The sequence below is a fragment of the Burkholderia sp. Bp8986 genome (genome assembly GCF_003854225.1).
Classification (GTDB): domain Bacteria; phylum Pseudomonadota; class Gammaproteobacteria; order Burkholderiales; family Burkholderiaceae; genus Burkholderia.
Window position 1 is genome coordinate 172,946 of sequence record NZ_QTQM01000005.1, and the last position, 19,460, is coordinate 192,405.

Below are 19,460 nucleotides of genomic sequence, written 5' to 3' on the forward strand. Positions count from 1 at the left end.
ACCGAAGCCGCGGCCGCGATGCGAATCGGCGAAATCCGTGGGCGATTCGTAAGAAACAGGAAGCAAACGCCATGCATTCGATGCTGCCGTTTCCCCTTACTTGTCAAACGATTTGCCGCACCTATACTTGCTCTGACATTTGCCTTTCGGCGGGATGGGCCAACGCGTGCGTCGTACCGGCGCACGTGACGCGTTTCCGGGAGCCGGCGAAGACGATGCATCGCGCGTTTCCGGCACCGTGGGCGTTCGAACCACGCAGCAGACCGAAACGGGGACCAAATTGAGCACGACCTATGCAGCCGGGGAACCGCCGCGTGTCGTCAGCGCGGCCGCGAGGCTCTACGCGAAATGCCTGCTGGTCGGTTTTGCATTGCTGCCGGCCTATCTGATTGCCTATCTGTGGTTCTTCAGCGACCCGCACGTCGTGTTCGAGAACCACGCATTCCATGAAATCGCGATCACGGCCGCGACCCTCGAAGGCGCGTTCGTCACCTACGTGACGTGGGTGTGCTACCGATCGTCCGGCGAGCCGCTGCTGCGCTGGCTGACGCTCGGCTTTCTCGGCTTCGCGATGATCTACGCGCTGCACGGTCTGTTCACCGGGATGGCGCACCACAACATCTGGCTGTTCCTGCTGTACGGGCCCGCCTCGCGCCTCGTAATGTCGATCCTGCTGCTCAAGGGCCTGCTGTCGTATTCGCAGCCGCCCGATCGGGTGGAGAAGCGTACGCGCGCGCGCACGTGGCTGCCCTGGGTCGGGTTGTTCGTGACCATCAACGTGGCGGTTGCGTACATCGCCTATTCGCCGGTCGCCGGCGCGCCGGGTACGCGGCTGTCGATGGAAGGCGGCGCGCTGGTGTTTTCGCTGCTGAACGTCGGCGTGCTGCTCGCGCGGCGCATCCGCTCGCCGCTGATGGTGATCTACGGCGTGTCGATCATGGCGTTCGCGCTGTCGTCGCTCGCGTTCATCCTCGGCAAGCCGTGGAATCACATGTGGTGGCTCGCGCATGCGATCTTCGCGGGCGGGTTCTTCCTGCTCAGCTACGGCGTCGTGCAGGCGCTGCAGACGACGCGTTCGTTCTCGGCGATCTACAGCCAGGAAGACCTGATGAGCCGGCTGTCGGAATCGATGGCGCGCACCGAGAGTGCGTTGCAGGAACTGCGCCGCACGAACCAGAAACTCGAATACATGGCCGCGACCGATCCGATGACGGGCGCGTCCAACCGTCGCCAGTTCATCGCGCAGGTCGAGCGCGAGATCGTGCGCGCGGAACGCGACGGCACGCCGTTTTGCCTGCTCGCGCTCGATCTCGACAACTTCAAGAACATCAACGACGCATACGGGCACCAGATCGGCGACGAGGTGCTGCGCGGCGTCGTGCGCCAGTGTCTCGAGGCGATACGTCCGGCCGGTGCGCTCGCGCGAGTCGGCGGCGAGGAGTTCATGGCGCTGTTGCCCGAGATGCCGCTCGAGGGCGCTCGCATGACGGCCGAGCGCGTGCGTTCGTCGATCGCGAGTTCGCCGTTCGGGCTGGATTTCAAGCGCGTGCAGGTGACGGTCAGCGTCGGCGTGGCGCAGTATGGGGTCGACGGCGGGACGGTCGATGCGTTGTTGCGCGCGGTCGATGAACGCTTGTATCAGGCGAAGCGGGACGGGCGCAATCGCGTGGTCGCGCACTGACGGACGAGCGCCGCGCATCGGGCGGCGTGGTGTGCGCGGATGCAGCGCAATGGCGGAGCGATGCGATGTCCGCGCGGTTTGCGTCCGGCCTGAATGAAGCCCCGTACGCGAAGATGCGTGCGGGGCATTCGTTTCATTGGTGCATCGTCTGGCGAGCCGCGATGGCCGCCGTCTGCTGTGGCTGCACATCCTTCATCCGCTCCATCGCCTGCCACCAGTACTTGCCGGTCCGCAGTTGCGGATCGCGAATCGCGAGATACGTCGTACTCCACAGCTGCGCCGCATTGGCCTCGGTCGCGTCTGCGCTGCGCGTGCCGAACGCGTCGGTCTGATACCGGCCGTTCACGTACGACCACGTCCACATCTCCGACGTGCGCATGTCGCGCCCGTTCGAGATCACTTGCCAGATCGTCTGCCGTGCCTGCGTCAGCAGCGCGCGCGTCGTGTCCGACAGATCCTGGCGCGCGAGTTGCCGATCGAGCCCGGCGACCCACATCGCCTGCTGCCACGACCAGATCACGGTGCCGTGATACGCGGAACTCGTGAACTTCGGCCACAGTGCCTGGCTCGCATACGCGGGGTTCGCGATCAGCATCCCGACATCGGTGACGAGCCCGGTCGGGAAGGGCCGCGTGACGTCGGCGACGATGCGCTGGAGTTCGTCGTCCGTCGGCGTGCCGAACAGCAGCGCGAAGCCGCCGTCGGAATTCATCACCGGAACCGGCGTGCCCTGCTGGTCGAGCGACAACGCGTAGAACGTGAGCGGCGCGCCCGGCGCGGTGCCGGCCGGTACGCCGGCCGACGGCGCATACGCCGACACGTCGGTCGTCGCCTGTGCGGCCGGCACGCTCACCTGGAACAGCGGCGGCGCCTGCCGTTCCCACGTGGCCGCTTCGGCCGCCGTGTTCGCAAGTGCCGCGCGTTGCCCGGCGTCCAGGTACGGATCGAGCAGGCCGCGCGTGAGGAACGCGTTCGCCGCGCGCAGCGCGGCCGGCACGAGCACCGCGTTCACGTCGTACGGATAGACGCCGCCGCCGAGCCCGTCGGTGCTGTCGCGCCAGTTGCCGACGATCTCGCCGGGCCGCAGGTGGATCAGGTTCGCAACCGACGGCTGCTGCGCGAACGGCTGCGCGGTCGCCGCGACGTGCAGCAGGTTGACGACGAGCCGGCTGCCATTGGTCTGACCGTCGCCGCCGCGTTGCGCGAGATAGGTGGCCGCGCGCGCCTGGCCGCGCGTGTCGTCGATCAGCCACGCCGCCGCGATCGGCGCGAGCAGGTAGTCGCTGTCGATCATCTTGTAGTCGTAGGTCGGCGTCGCATCGTTCGGCCGGCCGTGCTTCGCGTTGTCGACCAGTGCGAATTCGCCGATGCCTTCCTCGTGCGCGACCTTGCCGTCGTTCGACAGGCGGTTCAGTACCGACGTCAGGCCGGCCTCGATCGCCGCCGGTTCGAGCACCGGCATCAGCATGCGCACCGAAATCAGCGTGTCGCGGCCGAAATAGGTGTCGTACTGCCACGAGCCGGCCAGCAGCTTGTCGTGGAAGCTCAGGAATTCGAGCACGTTCTGGCTGACCGGGTCCGGATTCGCGGACGGGGCGAGCAGGTCGGCGCGCGTGATCGGCGACATCGGCGTCTCGCCCGACAGCGCGTCGACATGCAGCTTCAGCGTGCGCGTACCGGCCGCCGCGCGCAGCACCAGCTTGCCGTCCGCGGCCGTCGCGATGCTGCCGCCGTCACGCAGCGTGATGCGCAGTGCGTAGCCGGGGGCGCCGTCGAGCCGGTCGCGCTGCCATTGCGCGGCGCTGCCCTGGATCGTCGGGGCGGTGACGATCTCCGGCGGGATCGTTGCGCCGCCGTTGAAGTCGCGCAGGAAGCGCACGTTGCTGAGCACGCCCTGGCGGATCGTCAGCGTGTCGGTGTCGACCGACACGTCGGCGCCGATGCCGTACAGCGGGCGGCCGTGCGGGTCGGGTGCCGACAGTGCGGAAGGTTGCGTGTCGAGGCTCCAGTTCACCGGCTGCGCGGTGTCGTCGAACCACAGCCCGGTGCCGCTGTTGCCGGCCGGAAACACGACAAGCAGGCGCGGCTTCGTCGACGAGCGCACCAGCAGATGGGCGGCGACCTTGTCCTGCCGGTAGAACGCGTTGATCTGCCCGCCGGCGTCCATGCGGAACGACAGCGCGGCGCTGGAAGAGGGCGGCGTGTCGTTTGAATGGAGGTCGTCGTCGTTGCAGGCGGCGAGCAGGCCGGCGCAGATGAATCCCAGACACAGTGATTTCGTGAAGCGATGCACGTTCATGACGACCCTCCTGACGACTGCGATTTTTTTATCGAAATGCCCGGATGAGCGGGCGGCTCGATCCGCTTCGTTCTGCGTCGCAGGCATTCGGAAAATGCCCGGATTAATCGTGATGTGATGCTTGCGGGGCGAATTGAACCGTTTTTTAATCGGGGGGCGATAAAGGCTGAATATGGAAAACGATAGCCCACACCACCCGTTACGAAACGGGTGAAGTCGATGGAGAGCGCTTTCGGCGGGCGAAGGATGAGGCTCTGCCGGTGCTGGAAAAATCAGATGAAAGATGTTGTAGGGGATTCTAGATTTTCATGAAAGCCAAAGTCAATCAGGTTCGATCAATTTCGATGTGTTTTATTTGATTTTCGTAATTATTACCCGGTGAGCCGGTAAAAGATGCAATTTCGTCGAAATGAATAATGAATCTGGATAACGACCGGTCGATTGATCCGAAATGGCGCTTCAAATCGAAGATTAATCGGCAATGCTGGAACGCATGGCGACTGCAGTGTCGTCCGTCATGACCGTTGTGCGAAGGGATCGGTGGCGGGCGCGGCAATGGCCGATTCGAAAAATCGCGAAGCACAGGTCGTGAAAGTTGCTTTGATGGCCAGGCGTAGCCGCGCCTTTGACGGGTAACCACGAAGTTCGCGTTACCACGAGTTGTTGCACATTAGCGGTTGCGGTTTCGCGCGCTGGCCCGTCTTGGGGCCGAGCAAATCACCATACGATAGAGGGCACCTGACGACGGGTTTGCGCGCGGCTGGCCATGCGAGCGCCTTCGATCGTTGGTATTCGCGTGATCTCGTGCGGTATCACAGGAGCATCCACCGTTCATTTCGTTATGTGGGGCGACATGCGACTAGCTGATTTCATCCTCCGGAACATGGAGTCGATCCTGGTGCAGTGGGAAGCGTTTGCCGCCACGCTGTTACCGGCCGCAAGGGGCATGGACTCGTTCGCGCTACGCGACCATTCACGGCAGATCCTGGAGGCCGTGGCCAAGGACATCGCCACCCCACAAACGCGGGACGAGCAACACGAAAAATCGCTCGGGCGCGCGCCCGAGCCGATGAACGCCACGGAAACCGCCGCGCAGACGCATGCCGTGCTGCGCGCCCGAAGAGGTTTCAACATCAATCAGTTGGCGGCCGAGTATCGGGCGCTGCGTGCCAGTGTGTTGCGCCTGTGGATCGACGAGTGCCAGCCCGGGCTGCCTCACATGGACGACATGATTCGTTTCAATGAGGCGATCGATCAGGCGCTCGCGGAATCAGTCGCTTTCTTTACCGAGCAGGTCGAGCAGGCTCGCAACTTGTTGTTGGGCATGCTGGGTCACGACATGCGCACGCCGCTGCAGACCATTCAGATCACGGCGACTTATCTGGCGGCGCTCAATGCGGGAGAGGAAGTATCGGAGGCCGCGGCCCGGCTGATCAGAAGCGGGGGGCGCATGCAAGGCCTCCTTGACGATCTCTGCGATTTCAATCGAACCCAGCTCGGGCTGGGCATCAACGTTGTTCCGCGCAATGTCGATCTCGCACGTGTGCTCGCCAATGTGGTCGACGAACTGCGGGCGGCTCATCCGGATCGGGAAATCGAGGTCGACGTAAGCGGCGACCTCCGGGGGGACTGGGACGATCAGCGCATGCAGCAATTGCTGAGTAATTTGGTGAGCAACGCGATCAAGTATGGCGCGTCCAAAACGCCGGTACGGGTGACGGCGGTATCGGCTGACAAGGAAGTGCTCATCGAGGTTGGGAATAGAGGGCCGGCGATGGACCGACTCACGCTGGAGCGCATTTTCGACCCCCTTCAGCGCGGAGCCGACCAATCGGCAAGTGCGAGTGACGATGTCGGGTTGGGGCTCGGCTTGTACATCGCCAGCGAAATCGCCAAGGCACATCACGGCCGTATTGACGCGCGGTCCGATCCGACGGAAACAGTATTCGAGGTGCGCCTGCCAAGAGGCGCGTGAACCGTGGTTCGCGATGGCGGCCAGCCATGCGGGGCTTACAACCGGAAGGCGGAGGGCGATTCGCCGATCGCGAGTACGATCCCCTTTCCGGCAATCCCGTATCGATACCGCCAGCGCTTCTAGCAAGATGGGCGCATCTCAAGATGCCGTCCATTCGCGCCGGTGAGTTTGGTACGCTTGTTGCCTGCTTTCGCTAGCGGATCGTGACGTCCGCAAGTGGCACGGTGAAAAAGCGGGTATCGTGGTTGGCGTCTTGAACTTGTACCGGCTTGGATACCCGCTTTTTCACCGTGCCGGGCGCGATTTCGACGAACGCGAGCGAACGATGAACGGGCTGTGTAACGCCCGGCTGACAAGGGTTCTGGGCGAACCGCCGAACCAACACGAACAGGAGCAACGGAAGTGATTAGACATATCGTCATGTGGAAGCTGAAGGAATCGGCCGAAGGCGGCACGCGCGCGCAGAACGCGCTGAAGCTGAAGGAAAAGCTCGAAGGCTGCCGCGACCTCGTGCCGGGCATCCTGCAACTCGACGTCGGCATCGCGACGCCGGGCCTCGAAGCGACGTCCGACGTCGTGCTCGTGTCCGATTTCACGGACCAGGCCGCGCTCGATGCGTATCAGGTGCATCCGGTTCACCAGGAAGTGAAGAAGTTCATCGTGGCGGTGGCCGAATCGCGCCAGTGCGTCGACTACCTGTCCGACAGCGCACGATGAGCGACGCGACATCCCCGGCGGCCGGCCCGTCGATCGAAAGCCCGTTCGTCGACCTGCTCGGCGTGCGGCTCGTGTCCGCGAAGGACGGTGCGAGCGAGATCGTGCTGCCGCTCGACGAGCGGCACATGAACACGTGGAGCATCGCGCACGGCGGCGTGACGATGACGCTGTCGGACATCGCGCTCGCGATGGCCGCGCGCAGCCTGACCGACGACGGCGTCGGCGTCGTCACGGTCGAGATGAAGGTGAACTTCATGCAGCCCGGGCGCGGCGAGTTGCGCGCATACGGACGCGTGATGCATCGTTCGACGACGATGGCGTATTGCGAAGGCGAAGTGCGCGACAGCGACGGCAACTTCGTCGCGAAGGCGCTCGGCACGTTCAAGTACATGCGGCGGCTCGCGGTGGGCCGCGACATCAAGCGGCAACGCACCCGCACCGCGCCGGATGCGCAGCCCGGCCCGAGCGACGCGTAAGCGCCCTCGACGAACGGCCCTGCCTTTTCACCGGCAGGGCCGTTTTGCGTGGCGGCCCGCAACCGCGCGGCGTGGCATCATGTGACGCTTGTCCGCTCACGGCGCCGCCCGCGCCGTCCTCACCGATGCCGCTGAATCCGAAGATTGCCCAGGTGCTCGACATGGTCGAGCGCGCGAAACGTCCGTCCTATCACCACCAGACGGCGCAGCAGGCGCGCGCCGCGTACGAGAAGAGCGCGCCGATCCTCGACGTCGCGCCGGCGCCGATGCATTCGGTCGAGGCCTGCGTCGTGCCGACGCGCGACGGCCGCTCGATCGGCGCGCGGCTGTACCTTCCGGTCGAGCCGAGCCTCGCCGAACCGCTGCCGGCGCTCGTCTATTACCACGGCGGCGGCTTCACGGTCGGCAGCGTCGATACGCACGACGCGCTGTGCCGGATGTTCGCGCGCGACGCGCAATGCGCGGTGCTGTCGGTCGACTACCGGCTTGCGCCCGAACACCGGTTCCCGACCGCGGTGAACGACGCCGACGACGCATTGCGCTGGCTGCATCGCGAGGCCGCCGCATTCGGCATCGATGCGACGCGGCTCGCGGTCGGCGGCGACAGCGCGGGCGGCACGCTCGCGACGGTCTGCGCGGTGCTCGCGCGCGACGCGGGTATCGGGCTTGCGCTGCAACTGCTGATCTATCCGGGCGTGACGGGTCACCAGGACACCGAATCCCACGGACGGCTCGCGAACGGCTACCTGCTGACGCAGGACACGATCCAGTGGTTCTTCACGCAATACTTGCGCGATCGGTCCGACCGCGACGACTGGCGCTTCGCGCCGCTCGACGGCACGCGCGACGCGCCGTCGTTCGCCGGTGTCGCGCCGGCCTGGATCGCGACGGCCGAATACGATCCGCTGAGCGACGAGGGCGCCGCGTACGCGGACAAGCTGCGCGCGGCCGGCAATACGGTTACGCTGGTCTGCTATCCGGGGATGATCCACGAGTTCTTCAAGATGGGCGGCTACGTGCCGGAGGTGCGGGCCGCGCATGCCGACGCGGTGGCGGCGCTCAGGGCCGCATTCGACGACGTTTGACGGCGGCGGCGCCCGGCGCAGCGCGGAGGAAGCGATGACCGACGGCTGGGTGGAAACGGGCGACTGGGCCGTGCTGGGTGGCGATGCCGCACGGATTCGCGATGCGGTGTTCGTGCGCGAGCAGCGGATTCCGCCGGAATGGGAACTGGACGACGAGGATCCGCTGTCGTTGCACGCGGTTGCCTACCGGGTCGATGCGGCGACCGGCTCACGCCGCGCGGTCGCGACGGGACGGTTGCTGCGCACCGGCACGATCGGCCGCGTCGCGGTGCTGGCCGACGCGCGCGGGCAGGGCGCCGGATCGGCCGTGCTGCATGCGTTGCTGGACGCGGCGCGGCATCGCGGCGAGCCGGTCGTGCGGCTTTACGCGCAGGATGCCGCGGTGTCGTTCTACGTGCGGCACGGCTTCGCGGCGATCGGAGAACCGTTCGTCGAAATCGGCGTGCCGCACGTCGAGATGGCGCGCGCGCCGTAGCGCCGCCCCCGCCGCCCCCGCCGCTGGCTCAGCGCGGGGGCGTCGCGTCGATGTCGAACGTGAACGCGCGCTCGAAACTGCCCGGGCGAACGGTGCGGTGCGAGCCGTCGTCGTCGCAGCGTTCCTTGATGTCGACCGTCAAGCGCACGCCTTCCTTCATCGTCACGCGCAGCGCGGTCGTGCCGCGCGTGCCGTATTCGGGTGTCTCGATGAACGCGGCCGACAGCGCACGCTCGCGCTCGATCGGAATGCCGGTGTGCGGCAGCGCGTCGTCGTCCGCGACATGCGGATCGCGCATCAGCTCGATCAGCTCGTCGAGCGACGGGGCCGGGTTGTCGGTCAGCAGCGTGCCGAGTTCCGCGCGCTTGCGCACGACTTTGGGCCAGGGCGTATCGAGCCGGGCATTCGACAGCGCATGAACGCCGGCGCCGATCGCGACCGGCGCGGCGACGCGGGTTTCGCCTTCGGCCGCGCGGTTGCAGAACCACGCGAGCTCGCGCCGCTTCCAGTCGCCGACCAGCAGGTTGAAGCCGTTGTACACGGCCGCGTGCTCGGCCAGCTCGCCGAGATAGTCGAGCGGCGCGACGGACGGGCCGCGGAGGAAATCGGACACGAGTTTGCCGCGGGTCGGCGCGCCCGCGCGAATGTCGAACGGCGCGCGGTAATTGGTCAGCGCCGCGAAGCGGCCGTCGCGCGATACGCCGAGCCACGTGCCGCCCGCTTCGAGATCGCGGCCGGCCAGCACGCCCGGCACATCCTCCCACCACGAAAGCGGCGCACTCGTACGGCGAAAGAATTCATCGCGGTTGGCGGTCAGGGTAAAGACGGGACCGGCGGCGGCATCGGGCTGCCAGTCGAAGGCAATCAGACACATCGGGGGAATCTCTCGCAGGAAACATCGGGCGCCGGCTGCATCGTGCGAGCCGGCGTGCGACCGGGTTGTCAGTGCGTCACGCTTCCGTCGGCCACGCGTACGGCAGCGCGTCGAACGCGAGTGCCGGACCGTCGGCCGAACCGAGGTGCACGGTGCCGCTGTCGAGCGCGGCCAGCTTGATCTCGACCAGCGCGTCGACGCCGCCCGCGGGCGCGGCCGCCGCGTTGACGATCATCCCGCACGGCTGGCCCGGGTCGTCGCTGTGGAACAGCTCGACGCCGGCATGCACGGTGTCGGTCTCGCCGGCGACGTGCGCGAGCGCGGTACGGCGCTTGATCGTGCCGCGGTACTGGCTGCGCGCGACGATTTCCTGGCCCGGGTAGCACCCCTTCCTGAAGTTAACGGCGCCGATCACGTCGAAGTTGACCATTTGCGGCACGAACTGTTCGACGGCAGGCTGCGTGATGCGCGGCTCGCCCGCGCGCACGTCGAGCCAGTCCCATACGGCCGGCGACACGACCGGCAGCCTGCCGGCGAGCGCGGCGAGACGCGCGTCGACTTCCGCGCGCGGCCCGATCCACAGGTAGCGCTTGCGGCCGGCCGCGTCCGGGACGCGGATCAGCGCCCCGGCCGGGCCGTCGACCTTCACGTGCACGCCGTCCGGCAGCGCGTCGAAGATGCCCGACAGCGCTTCGCGCACGTCGCCCGCGAAGCCGACCACCGCGAGCGTGTCGCTCGCGTCCGTCAGTTTCGCCTTCGCGCGCAGCACGAACATCGACAGCCGTTTCTGCACGGCGGCCTGGACGTCCTTCGAGACGAGCAGGCGCACGCCGTGACCGGCGCGCCAGGCGAGGAACGACGCGAGCAGGCGGCCCTTCGCCGAGCAATAGCCGGACAGGCGCGCGCTCGCGGCATCGAGATGCTCGATGTCGTTGGTGAGCTGGCTGTGCAGGAACGTCGCGGCGTCGTCGCCCGCCACGTCGATCACGCCGAACTGCGCAAGCGGCATGCAGGCGCCCGGCGCGTCGAAATCGGCGGTGGACGGGCGGGGGAAAACGGGGAGCGAGACGGGTGCGGGCTGGGCAGCCGGTGAAGCGAATGGTGTGCTCATGGAATGAGGGAACAGTCAACCCTGACTTTGACGGAGGCGAGCAAGTATTATATGGGTCTTACCTGAGTCTCGTTTCCATGTCCCTACTGAAGAAATGCGCCGCGACGGTCGTGGCGCTGGCCGTCGTTGTGGCCGCTGCCGGCGCGGGCGGCGGGTATTACTGGGCGACCCGGCCGCTGCTGCTGGGCGCCGCAACGCTCGACGTCACGATCAAGCCGCGCAGCAGCGTGAAGAGCGTCGCGCTGCAGCTCAAGCACGGCGGCGTGCCGGTCGAGCCGTTCGGCTTCGTCGCGATGACGCGCCTGCTCGGGCTGTCGAGCCGGCTGAAGTCCGGCAACTACGAATTCAAGACCGGCATCACGCCGTACGACGTGCTGCAGAAGATCGCGCGCGGCGACGTGAACGAGTACGTCGCGACGGTGATCGAGGGCTGGACCTTCAAGCGGATGCGCGCGGAACTCGACGGCAATCCCGATCTCGCGCACGCGACGGCCGGCATGAGCGACGCCGAGCTGCTGCGCGCGATCGGCGCCCCCGACAACGCGATCCAGCGCGGCAGCGGCGAGGGGCTGTTCTTCCCCGACACCTACCTGTTCGACAAGGGCACGAGCGACCTGAACATCTACCGGCGTGCCTACCACCTGATGCAGACGCGCCTCGACGAAGCATGGGCCGCGCGCGCGCCGGGGCTGCCGTACAAGACGCCTTACGAAGCGCTGACGATCGCGTCGATCGTCGAAAAGGAAACGGGCCATGCGGCCGACCGCGCGTTCGTCGCGGCGGTGTTCGCGAACCGGCTGCGCATCGGGATGCCGCTGCAGACCGATCCATCGGTGATCTACGGGCTCGGCGACGCGTACGACGGCCGCCTGCGCAAGCGGGACCTGCAGGCCGACACTCCTTACAATACCTATACGCGCCGCGGCCTGCCGCCGACACCGATCGCGCTGCCGGGCGTCGCCTCGCTGCAGGCGGCGATCAATCCGGCGCCGACGAGCGCGCTCTATTTCGTCGCGAAGGGCGATGGCACGAGCGTGTTCTCGGACACGCTCGGCGATCACAACAAGGCCGTGGACAAGTACATACGAGGTCAATAATGCCGAGCGGTAAATTCATCACCTTCGAAGGCATCGACGGGGCGGGGAAGACCACCCACCTGCAATGGTTCTGCGAACGCCTCCAGGCGAGGCTGGCCGCGAGCGGCCGGCAGGTCGTCGTCACCCGCGAGCCGGGCGGCACTCAGCTCGGCGAGAAGCTGCGCGAGATCCTGCTGAACCAGCCGATGGATCTCGAGACGGAGGCGCTGCTGATGTTCGCCGCGCGTCGCGAGCATCTCGCGCTCGTGATCGAGCCGGCGCTCGCGCGCGGCGACTGGGTCGTGTCCGACCGCTTCACCGACGCGACCTTCGCCTACCAGGGCGGCGGCCGCGGGCTGCCGCGCGACAAGCTCGAGACGCTCGAGCGCTGGGTGCAGGGCGGTTTCCAGCCCGACCTGACGGTGCTGTTCGACGTCGCGCCGCAGGTGGCGAGCGAGCGCCGCGGCGCCGCGCGCATGCCCGACAAGTTCGAAAGCGAATCGGACGCGTTTTTCTCGCGTACCCGCGGCGAATACCTGCGGCGCGCGGAAGAGGCGCCGCACCGCTTCGCGATCGTCGACGCGACGCAGACGATTCCCGAGATCCGCCAGCAGCTCGAACGCGTGCTGGCCGCGCTGTAACACGAAGGAACGCACCACATGATCTATCCGTGGCAGACCGACGACTGGAACCGCCTGCAGCAACTGCGCGCGCAGTGGCCGCATGCGCTGCTGCTGCACGGCCAGGCCGGGATCGGCAAGCTGCAGTTCGCGCAGCATCTCGCGCAGGGCTTCCTGTGCGAGGCGCCGCAGCCGAACGGCGAGCCGTGCGGCACCTGCGCGGCCTGCACGTGGTTCGCGCAGGGCAACCATCCGGACTACCGGATCGTGCTGCCCGAGGCGCTCGCGGGCGAAGCGCCGGGCGCCGCCGACGACGCGAAGCCGGCCGACGCGGACGACGGCGGCAAGAAGACGCGCGCGCCGAGCAAGGAAATCAAGATCGAGCAAGTGCGTGCGCTGCTCGACTTCTGCGGGGTCGGTTCGCACCGCGGCGGCGCGCGCGTCGTCGTGCTGTATCCGGCCGAGGCGCTGAACGTCGCCGCGTCGAACGCGCTGCTGAAGACGCTGGAGGAGCCGCCGTCAGGCGTCGTGTTCCTGCTGGTGTCGGCGCGCATCGACCGGCTGCTGCCGACCATCATCAGCCGCTGCCGGCAGTGGCCGATGACCGTGCCGGCGCCCGACGCGGCCGCGGCGTGGCTCGCGGCGCAGGGCGTCGACGATGCGCGCGCGCTGCTCGCCGAAGCCGGCGGCGCGCCGCTCGCCGCGCTGGCGCTCGCGAGCGACGAGAACCGCCCGCTGCGCGATTTCACGCTCGGCCAGCTCGCCGCCGGCGCCGCGTGCGATCCGTTCGCGTGCGGCGAGACGCTGCAGAAGCTGCCGGTGCCGCTGGTGCTCGGCTGGCTGCAGCGCTGGCTGTACGATCTGCTCGCACAGCGGATGGCGGGCGCGCCGCGCTACTTCCCGATGCAGGCGGCCGCGCTCGCGCGTTGCGCGGAAGCCGTCGACGCGAATGCGTTCGCACGCTTCATGAAGGCCGTGACGCGCCAGCGGACGGTCGAGAACCATCCGCTCAACGCCCGGCTCGTCTTCGAGGAACTGTTTCTCGGTTATCGGGAAATGTTCGCGTGAGCGCGTATTGTTTCCTTGAAGAGGGGAAACGGCTGCCGGCGAGCGCATGAGCGCCCGCCTTACGTATTCAGGAAACACGATGTTCGTCGATTCTCACTGCCACATCAATTTCAAGGGTCTCGCCGACCGCCTGCCGGCCGTGCTGGAGAACATGCGCGAGCACGACGTCACGCATGCGCTGTGCGTGTCGGTCGACTTCGAGACGCTGCCCGACGTGCTCGCGATCGCGCAGGCGCACGACAATGTGTACGCATCGGTCGGCGTGCATCCGGATCACGAGGACGCACGGGAGCCGACGCTCGCGGAACTGATCGAGCTGGCCGCGCACCCGAAAGTCGTCGCGATCGGCGAGACGGGCCTCGACTACTACCGCCTCGAAGGCCGCTCGATCGCCGACATGGAATGGCAGCGCGAACGCTTTCGCACGCATATCCGCGCGGCGACCGCGACGATGAAGCCGCTGATCATCCATACGCGCTCGTCGTCGGAAGACACGCTGCGGATCATGGCCGAGGAACGCGCGGACGTGCCGGGCGGCGTGATGCACTGCTTCACCGAGCCTTGGCCCGTCGCCGAGCAGGCGCTCGCGCAGAACTTCCATATCTCGCTGTCGGGGATCGTCACGTTCAAGAACGCGACCGACGTGCAGGACGTCGCGCGGCGGGTGCCGCTCGAGCGGCTGCTGATCGAGACCGACTCGCCGTACCTCGCGCCGGTGCCGTATCGCGGCAAGCCGAATGAACCTGCGTACGTCAGCCATGTCGGACGCTTTATCGCATCCGAGCGCGGCATCCCCGTCGAGGCGCTGGCCGATGCGACGACCCAGAACTTTTTCCGGCTGTTCAAGATCGCCCGCTAACGACGCGCGCCCAGCCGACAACCCAGGGAAGGAGCCCACAACAATGACGAAGCCGACCACATACCTGCCCAAGCGGGCCCTCGTCGCCGCCGCGCTCGTCGCGAGCGGCCTGTTTGCCGCCGCCGGCGCGCATGCCGAGTCGCTCGACGCGGTCGTCAAGGCGGTCAAGTTCGACGACATCGCCGACATCGGCAAGCAGCTCAAGAGCGGCAAGCTCGATCCGAACACGATCGCGCCGAACGGCGACCCGCTGATCGTGATCGCCGCGCGCGAGAAGTCCGACAAGGTCGCCGCGGCGCTCGCCACGACGCCGAACATCGACCTCGAGAAGGAAGACAAGGCCGGCGAGAACGCGCTGATGCTCGCGTCGCTGAACGGCGACGTCGGGCTCGTCAAGCTGCTGATCGACAAGGGTGCGGAAGTCAGCAAGAAGGGCTGGGCGCCGCTGCACTACGCGGCCACCAACGGCCAGGACGAGGTCGTCAAGGTCCTGCTCGACCATGACGCGTATATCGACACCGCGTCGCCGAACGGCACGACGCCGCTGATGATGGCCGCGCGCGGCAACCACGCGTCGACGGTCAACCTGCTGCTCGACCAGGGCGCCGATCCGCAGGTGAAGAACCAGCTCGGCATCACCGCGCTCGAGTTCGCGCAGCACTACAAGGCGCCGGATGCGATCGACATCCTGAGCAAGCGGACGGTGCGCGTCGGTGCATCGGCGCCGGCAGGTGCGCAAAAGAGTGCAAAATGACGGTTTCGGCGCGGTGGCGCAGCGCCCGGCCGGCCGGAATCCGGCCGGCAGCGGGCGTCCGGCCGCCGCGCCGGTCAGCGCAGCAAGCGGCCCGAGGCCGCATTGACATAAGGAACACCATGTTGCGGGCTATGTTTTGTGCCGCGGCGTTTGCCGTGCCGTTGTCGGCGGCGGCTTTCACGGGCGCGGATCTCGACCGGCTGTGCGCGAAGACGGACGTCAAGTCGCGGGCGTCGTGCGCGGCCTACATCGAAGGCGCTGCCGATGGCGTCTACAACACGATCGACGCGATCGGCGGCACCACCGGGCCGCGCGTCGGGCAGTATTTCTGCCTGCCGCCCGACATCCGGGCGCAGCAGATGACCGACGCGGTGCGCAAGTACATTGCGGAGAACCCGAAGCTGGCCGACTACAACGCGAGCACCGCGGTGTCGCTCGGTCTCGGCAAGGCATTCCCGTGCAAGGGCGGCAGTTGATCTGACACCGGGTCCGGGCGCGCGCTGCCCGGACGTCGCCGACGCATCCAGGACGAGGCCGCCGCGCCTCATAACCGAAGCATCCCGGGCGCCGATGATTTCAATCGAGGAACTGCAGCGCATCGCCGATGCGCCGTTGCATTCGTGGTCCGGCACGCTGATCGTGTCGGTCATGGTCGTGCTGGTCGTCGTGATCGTGCACCGTCTCGGCGCACGCATCGTCAAGCGCATCGCGCAGCCGTATCCGCTGATGAGCGTGATCCTGCGCTACATCGACAAACCTTCGCTCGTCACGCTCGCGCTGCTTGCGCTCGAATTCCTGTGGATCCAGACGGACGAAGGCATGTCGTTCGTGGGCGGGATGCGCGCCGCGGCCGCGGTTGGCTCCATCGTATCGCTGACCTGGCTGCTGGTGCGGCTCGCGGCCGGCGTCGGCGACGCGATCATCCAGGCCCATCCGATGGATGCGGCCGACAACCTCCACGCGCGGCGCGTCCACACGCAGGCCAAGGTGCTCGTGCGGACCGTCATGGTGCTGATCGTGATCATCGGCACGGGCGCCGCGCTGATGACGTTCCCGAACGTGCGCCAGGTCGGCGCGAGCCTGCTGGCGTCGGCCGGCGTCGCCGGCCTCGTCGCCGGTATCGCCGCGCGGCCGGTGCTCGGCAACCTGATCGCCGGGCTGCAGATCGCGCTCACGCAGCCGATCCGGCTCGACGACGTCGTCGTGATCCAGGGCGAGTGGGGCCGCATCGAGGAAATCACCGGCTCGTTCGTGTCGGTGCGGCTGTGGGACCAGCGCAGGCTGGTCGTCCCGTTGCAGTGGATCATCGAAAACCCGTTCACGAACTGGACGCGCCACAGCTCGGAGATCATCGGCACGGTCTACCTGTCGGTCGACTACCGCACGCCGCTCGCGCCGCTGCGTGAGGAACTCGCGCGGCTCGTCCATGCGGCGCCCGAGTGGGACGGCCGCGTGCAGGTGCTGCAGGTGACCGATGCCACCGAGCGCACGATGCAGTTGCGCGCGCTCGTCAGCGCGGCCGACTCGTCGGCGTGCTGGGATCTGCGCTGCCGCGTGCGCGAGGGCTTGATCGCGTACCTGCAGGCGCGTTTTCCGCAATGCCTGCCGCGCAGCCGGATGGAACTGTATCCGCACGATTCGGCGCCGGGCGAGCCGAGCCCCGAACGGCCGCACGCGCGGCCGCCCGCCGCCAGCACGGCGGCCAACACCGCGGCCGATCCGAAGGCCGCCGAAGGCCGCTGAACGCGCGCCGGTACCTGCTGCCATCCCCCCATGACCGCGCTGAAGACGCTCGCCATCGCCAACTACCGCTCGCTGCGCGAGCTGATCGTGCCGCTCGCGGCGCTCACCGTCGTCACCGGGCCGAACGGCAGCGGCAAGTCGAGCGTGTACCGCGCGCTGCGGCTGCTTGCCGACACCGCGCAGGGCCGCGTGATTCCGTCGCTCGCGCGCGAAGGCGGGCTGCCGTCGACGCTGTGGGCCGGCCCCGAGCGTTTTTCGCGCGCGATGCTGAGCGGCGACACACCGGTGACCGGCACGGTGCGCAACGGACCGGTGAGCCTCAAGCTCGGTTTCGCCGGCGACGATTTCGGTTACGCGATCGATCTCGGCCTGCCGGTCAAGAACGATGCGTCGATGTTTCGTCTCGATCCGGTCGTGAAGCGCGAATGCATCTGGGGCGGCGCGCTGCTGCGGCCGTCGACGCTGCTGGTCGACCGCCAGGGCGCGCAGATTCGCGCGCGCAGCGGGTCGGGCGACTGGCACACGGTGCCGCAGCCGGTGGCGAGCTTCGACAGCATGATGACCGAGTTCGCCGATCCGGTCGGCGCGCCGGAGATGATCGCGGTGCGCGAGCGGATCCGGTCGTGGCGTTTCTACGATCATTTCCGGACCGATGCGCAGGCGCCGGCCCGGCAGTCGCAGATCGGCACCCACACGCCGGTGCTGGCGGACGACGGCGCCGACCTGGCCGCCGCGCTGCAGACGATCCGCGAAATCGGGGATGCCGCCGCGATCGACGACGCGTTCCCCGGCGCATCGATCGACATCGACAATCCGGGCGGGCGCGGCCGCTTCGACGTGCTAATGTGCCAGCCGGGGCTGCTGCGGCCGCTGTCGGCGGCCGAGCTGTCGGACGGCACGCTGCGCTACCTGCTGCTCGCGGCCGCGCTGCTGACGCCGCGCCCGCCCGCGCTGATGGTGCTGAACGAACCGGAGACGAGCCTGCACCCCGATCTGCTGCCGGCGCTCGGCCGCCTGATCGCGCAGGCTGCGCAGCGTTCGCAGGTGCTGGTCGTGTCGCATGCGGCGCGGCTCATCGCGACGCTCGAACGCGAGGCCGGCTGCGAGTCGCTGGTGCTCGACAAGCAGCTTGGCGCGACCGTGCTCGTCGATGCGGACACGCGCGACCTGCCGCCGTGGAAGTGGCCGTCGCGCTGACGGGCAAAGCGGTGCGCGCGCGGCCGCGTCGGCGGCATGCCACCGGCAGCCCGCCGTCGGGCCCGCGGCGCCGGTCCGGCCGCGCCGATGCAGGACCGGCGGCCTGCGGCGCGAATGTATCCTGTCTGTAACAACACCCATAAAATGAAAGCCCGGTGCTTTCCGGGCATCGGGATCGCGAATAATAATGAGATATCTGGCCGGCGCGATGCCGGCCGTGTGCTGCACGGAGGGGATTGTGCGCCAGCCCCCGTGCCGGCCGACCGAGGACACAGGAGACGTGGACCATGAGAATTGCCCAGATCGCCCCGCTGACCGAATCCGTGCCGCCGAAGCTGTACGGCGGCACGGAGCGCGTCGTGTCCTACATCACCGAGGCGCTCGTCGACCTCGGCCATGACGTGACGCTGTTCGCCAGCGGCGATTCGACGACCCGGGCCAGGCTCGAACCGGTATGGCCGCGCGCGCTGCGGCTCGATGCGTCGATCCGCGACCGCGTCGCACCGCACATGCTGCTGATGGAGACGGTCGCGCGCCGCGCGAAGGACTTCGACGTGCTCCATTTCCACATGGACTACTACTCGTTTTCGGTTTTCAACCGGCAGGACACGCCGTTCGTGACGACGCTGCACGGCCGGCTCGACCTGCCCGAGCAGCAGCCGGTGTTCGACACGTTCAACACCGCGCCGGTGATCTCGATCTCGAATTCGCAGCGCCAGCCGCTGCCGCAGGCGAAATGGCAGACGACCGTGTACCACGGGCTGCCCGACACGCTGTACCTGCCGCAACCCGTCGAGCCGCGCTATCTCGCGTTCCTCGGCCGCATCTCGCCGGAGAAGCGGGTCGACACCGCGATCCGCATCGCGCACCAGTGCGGGCTGCCGATCAGGATCGCCGCGAAGATCGACGCGGCGGACCAGGAGTACTTCGAGCGGGAGATCAAGCCGCTGTTCGCACTGCCGCACGTCGAATACATCGGCGAGATCGCCGACCACGAGAAGGCAGAATTCCTGTCGGGCGCGCATGCGCTGCTGTTTCCGATCGACTGGCCGGAGCCGTTCGGGCTGGTGATGATCGAGGCGATGTCGTGCGGCACGCCGGTGATCGCGTTCAATCGCGGCGCGGTGCCGGAGGTGGTGGACGAGGGCGTGTCGGGCTTTATCGTCGAGGACGAGATCAGCGCGGTGGCCGCCGTGAACCGGCTGCACCTGCTGCCGCGCGCACGCGTGCGGCGGCGCTTCGAGGAGCGCTTCACGTCGCGGCGGATGGCGCAGCAGTACGTCGACGTGTACCAGTCGCTGATTCGTGCGCAAAAGCGCTCGCGCTTCAAGGTGATCGATTCGACGACCTGACGCGCGGCGGGTGCGGATAAAAGAACGGCGATGTCCGCAAGGACATCGCCGTTTGCACATCGCCCGCGCGCGGTGCGCACGGACGAGGACGCCGCGGC

Annotated in this window: 18 protein-coding genes; 15 read left to right on the forward strand and 3 right to left on the reverse strand. The window is 67.6% G+C overall.

What is annotated here, in order from left to right; all coding sequences use genetic code 11:
* Nucleotides 1-280 precede the first annotated feature (280 nt).
* Complete coding sequence (locus DID99_RS07685; protein WP_124570153.1) at nt 281-1,681, forward strand: sensor domain-containing diguanylate cyclase; 1,401 nt, start codon at nt 281-283, stop codon at nt 1,679-1,681.
* Nucleotides 1,682-1,814: 133 nt separating this feature from the next.
* Here DID99_RS07685 and DID99_RS07690 read toward each other — a convergent pair whose 3' ends face one another.
* Nucleotides 1,815-3,974, reverse strand: coding sequence for a hypothetical protein (locus DID99_RS07690; RefSeq protein ID WP_124666475.1), 2,160 nt, complete (start codon nt 3,972-3,974; stop codon nt 1,815-1,817).
* Between the two features lie 859 nt (nt 3,975-4,833).
* On the opposite strand from DID99_RS07690, the gene DID99_RS07695 reads away from it, so the two are divergent.
* The 5 genes from DID99_RS07695 (at nt 4,834) to DID99_RS07715 (ending at nt 8,708) form a co-directional block, all read left to right on the forward strand.
* Nucleotides 4,834-5,955, forward strand: a complete 1,122-nt coding sequence (locus DID99_RS07695; protein WP_124570152.1) for a sensor histidine kinase — start codon at nt 4,834-4,836, stop codon at nt 5,953-5,955.
* A gap of 402 nt (nt 5,956-6,357) precedes the next feature.
* Complete coding sequence (locus DID99_RS07700) at nt 6,358-6,672, forward strand: Dabb family protein (RefSeq protein WP_121858954.1); 315 nt, start codon at nt 6,358-6,360, stop codon at nt 6,670-6,672.
* Entirely contained in the window at nt 6,669-7,148 is a 480-nt protein-coding gene (locus tag DID99_RS07705; protein ID WP_124570151.1) for a PaaI family thioesterase, read from the forward strand. The genes DID99_RS07700 and DID99_RS07705 overlap by 4 nt, the downstream gene beginning before the upstream one ends.
* Before the next feature lie 125 nt (nt 7,149-7,273).
* Nucleotides 7,274-8,233: an alpha/beta hydrolase gene (locus DID99_RS07710; RefSeq protein WP_044843656.1), complete on the forward strand. Its 960-nt coding sequence runs from the start codon at nt 7,274-7,276 to the stop codon at nt 8,231-8,233.
* A 34-nt stretch (nt 8,234-8,267) separates the two neighbouring features.
* Nucleotides 8,268-8,708, forward strand: a complete 441-nt coding sequence (locus tag DID99_RS07715) for a GNAT family N-acetyltransferase (protein ID WP_124520187.1) — start codon at nt 8,268-8,270, stop codon at nt 8,706-8,708.
* A gap of 28 nt (nt 8,709-8,736) precedes the next feature.
* Here DID99_RS07715 and DID99_RS07720 read toward each other — a convergent pair whose 3' ends face one another.
* Both DID99_RS07720 and DID99_RS07725 read right to left on the reverse strand, forming a co-directional pair.
* Nucleotides 8,737-9,582 carry an NRDE family protein gene (locus DID99_RS07720; RefSeq protein WP_124486259.1) on the reverse strand — a complete coding sequence of 282 codons (846 nt, stop codon included), beginning with the start codon at nt 9,580-9,582 and terminating at the stop codon, nt 8,737-8,739.
* A gap of 76 nt (nt 9,583-9,658) precedes the next feature.
* Nucleotides 9,659-10,693, reverse strand: a complete 1,035-nt coding sequence (locus tag DID99_RS07725) for a folate-binding protein YgfZ (protein ID WP_124570150.1) — start codon at nt 10,691-10,693, stop codon at nt 9,659-9,661.
* A 77-nt stretch (nt 10,694-10,770) separates the two neighbouring features.
* On the opposite strand from DID99_RS07725, the gene mltG reads away from it, so the two are divergent.
* The 9 genes from mltG to DID99_RS07770 all read left to right on the forward strand — a co-directional run bounded on the left by mltG (nt 10,771) and on the right by DID99_RS07770 (nt 19,362).
* The gene (mltG, locus tag DID99_RS07730; RefSeq protein WP_044843652.1) at nt 10,771-11,790 is read left to right on the forward strand and encodes an endolytic transglycosylase MltG; all 1,020 of its coding nucleotides are present in this window, start codon (nt 10,771-10,773) and stop codon (nt 11,788-11,790) included.
* A complete protein-coding gene (gene tmk, locus DID99_RS07735; protein ID WP_044843651.1) occupies nt 11,790-12,410 on the forward strand; it encodes a dTMP kinase in 621 nt (206 codons plus the stop codon). The genes mltG and tmk overlap by 1 nt, the downstream gene beginning before the upstream one ends.
* A gap of 18 nt (nt 12,411-12,428) precedes the next feature.
* Entirely contained in the window at nt 12,429-13,457 is a 1,029-nt protein-coding gene (locus tag DID99_RS07740; RefSeq protein ID WP_044843650.1) for a DNA polymerase III subunit delta', read from the forward strand.
* A gap of 79 nt (nt 13,458-13,536) precedes the next feature.
* Complete coding sequence (locus DID99_RS07745) at nt 13,537-14,316, forward strand: TatD family hydrolase (protein WP_124486262.1); 780 nt, start codon at nt 13,537-13,539, stop codon at nt 14,314-14,316.
* Between the two features lie 43 nt (nt 14,317-14,359).
* Nucleotides 14,360-15,070, forward strand: coding sequence for an ankyrin repeat domain-containing protein (locus DID99_RS07750; protein ID WP_124666452.1), 711 nt, complete (start codon nt 14,360-14,362; stop codon nt 15,068-15,070).
* A 119-nt stretch (nt 15,071-15,189) separates the two neighbouring features.
* Nucleotides 15,190-15,546 (forward strand): Rap1a/Tai family immunity protein, encoded by a 357-nt coding sequence (locus DID99_RS07755; protein WP_044843647.1) that lies wholly within the window; start codon nt 15,190-15,192, stop codon nt 15,544-15,546.
* Between the two features lie 94 nt (nt 15,547-15,640).
* Nucleotides 15,641-16,813 (forward strand): mechanosensitive ion channel family protein, encoded by a 1,173-nt coding sequence (locus DID99_RS07760; RefSeq protein WP_124486264.1) that lies wholly within the window; start codon nt 15,641-15,643, stop codon nt 16,811-16,813.
* Nucleotides 16,814-16,843: 30 nt separating this feature from the next.
* A complete protein-coding gene (locus DID99_RS07765) occupies nt 16,844-18,010 on the forward strand; it encodes an AAA family ATPase (protein ID WP_124666453.1) in 1,167 nt (388 codons plus the stop codon).
* Between the two features lie 287 nt (nt 18,011-18,297).
* The gene (locus tag DID99_RS07770; RefSeq protein ID WP_044843644.1) at nt 18,298-19,362 is read left to right on the forward strand and encodes a glycosyltransferase family 4 protein; all 1,065 of its coding nucleotides are present in this window, start codon (nt 18,298-18,300) and stop codon (nt 19,360-19,362) included.
* Nucleotides 19,363-19,460: the final 98 nt, after the last annotated feature.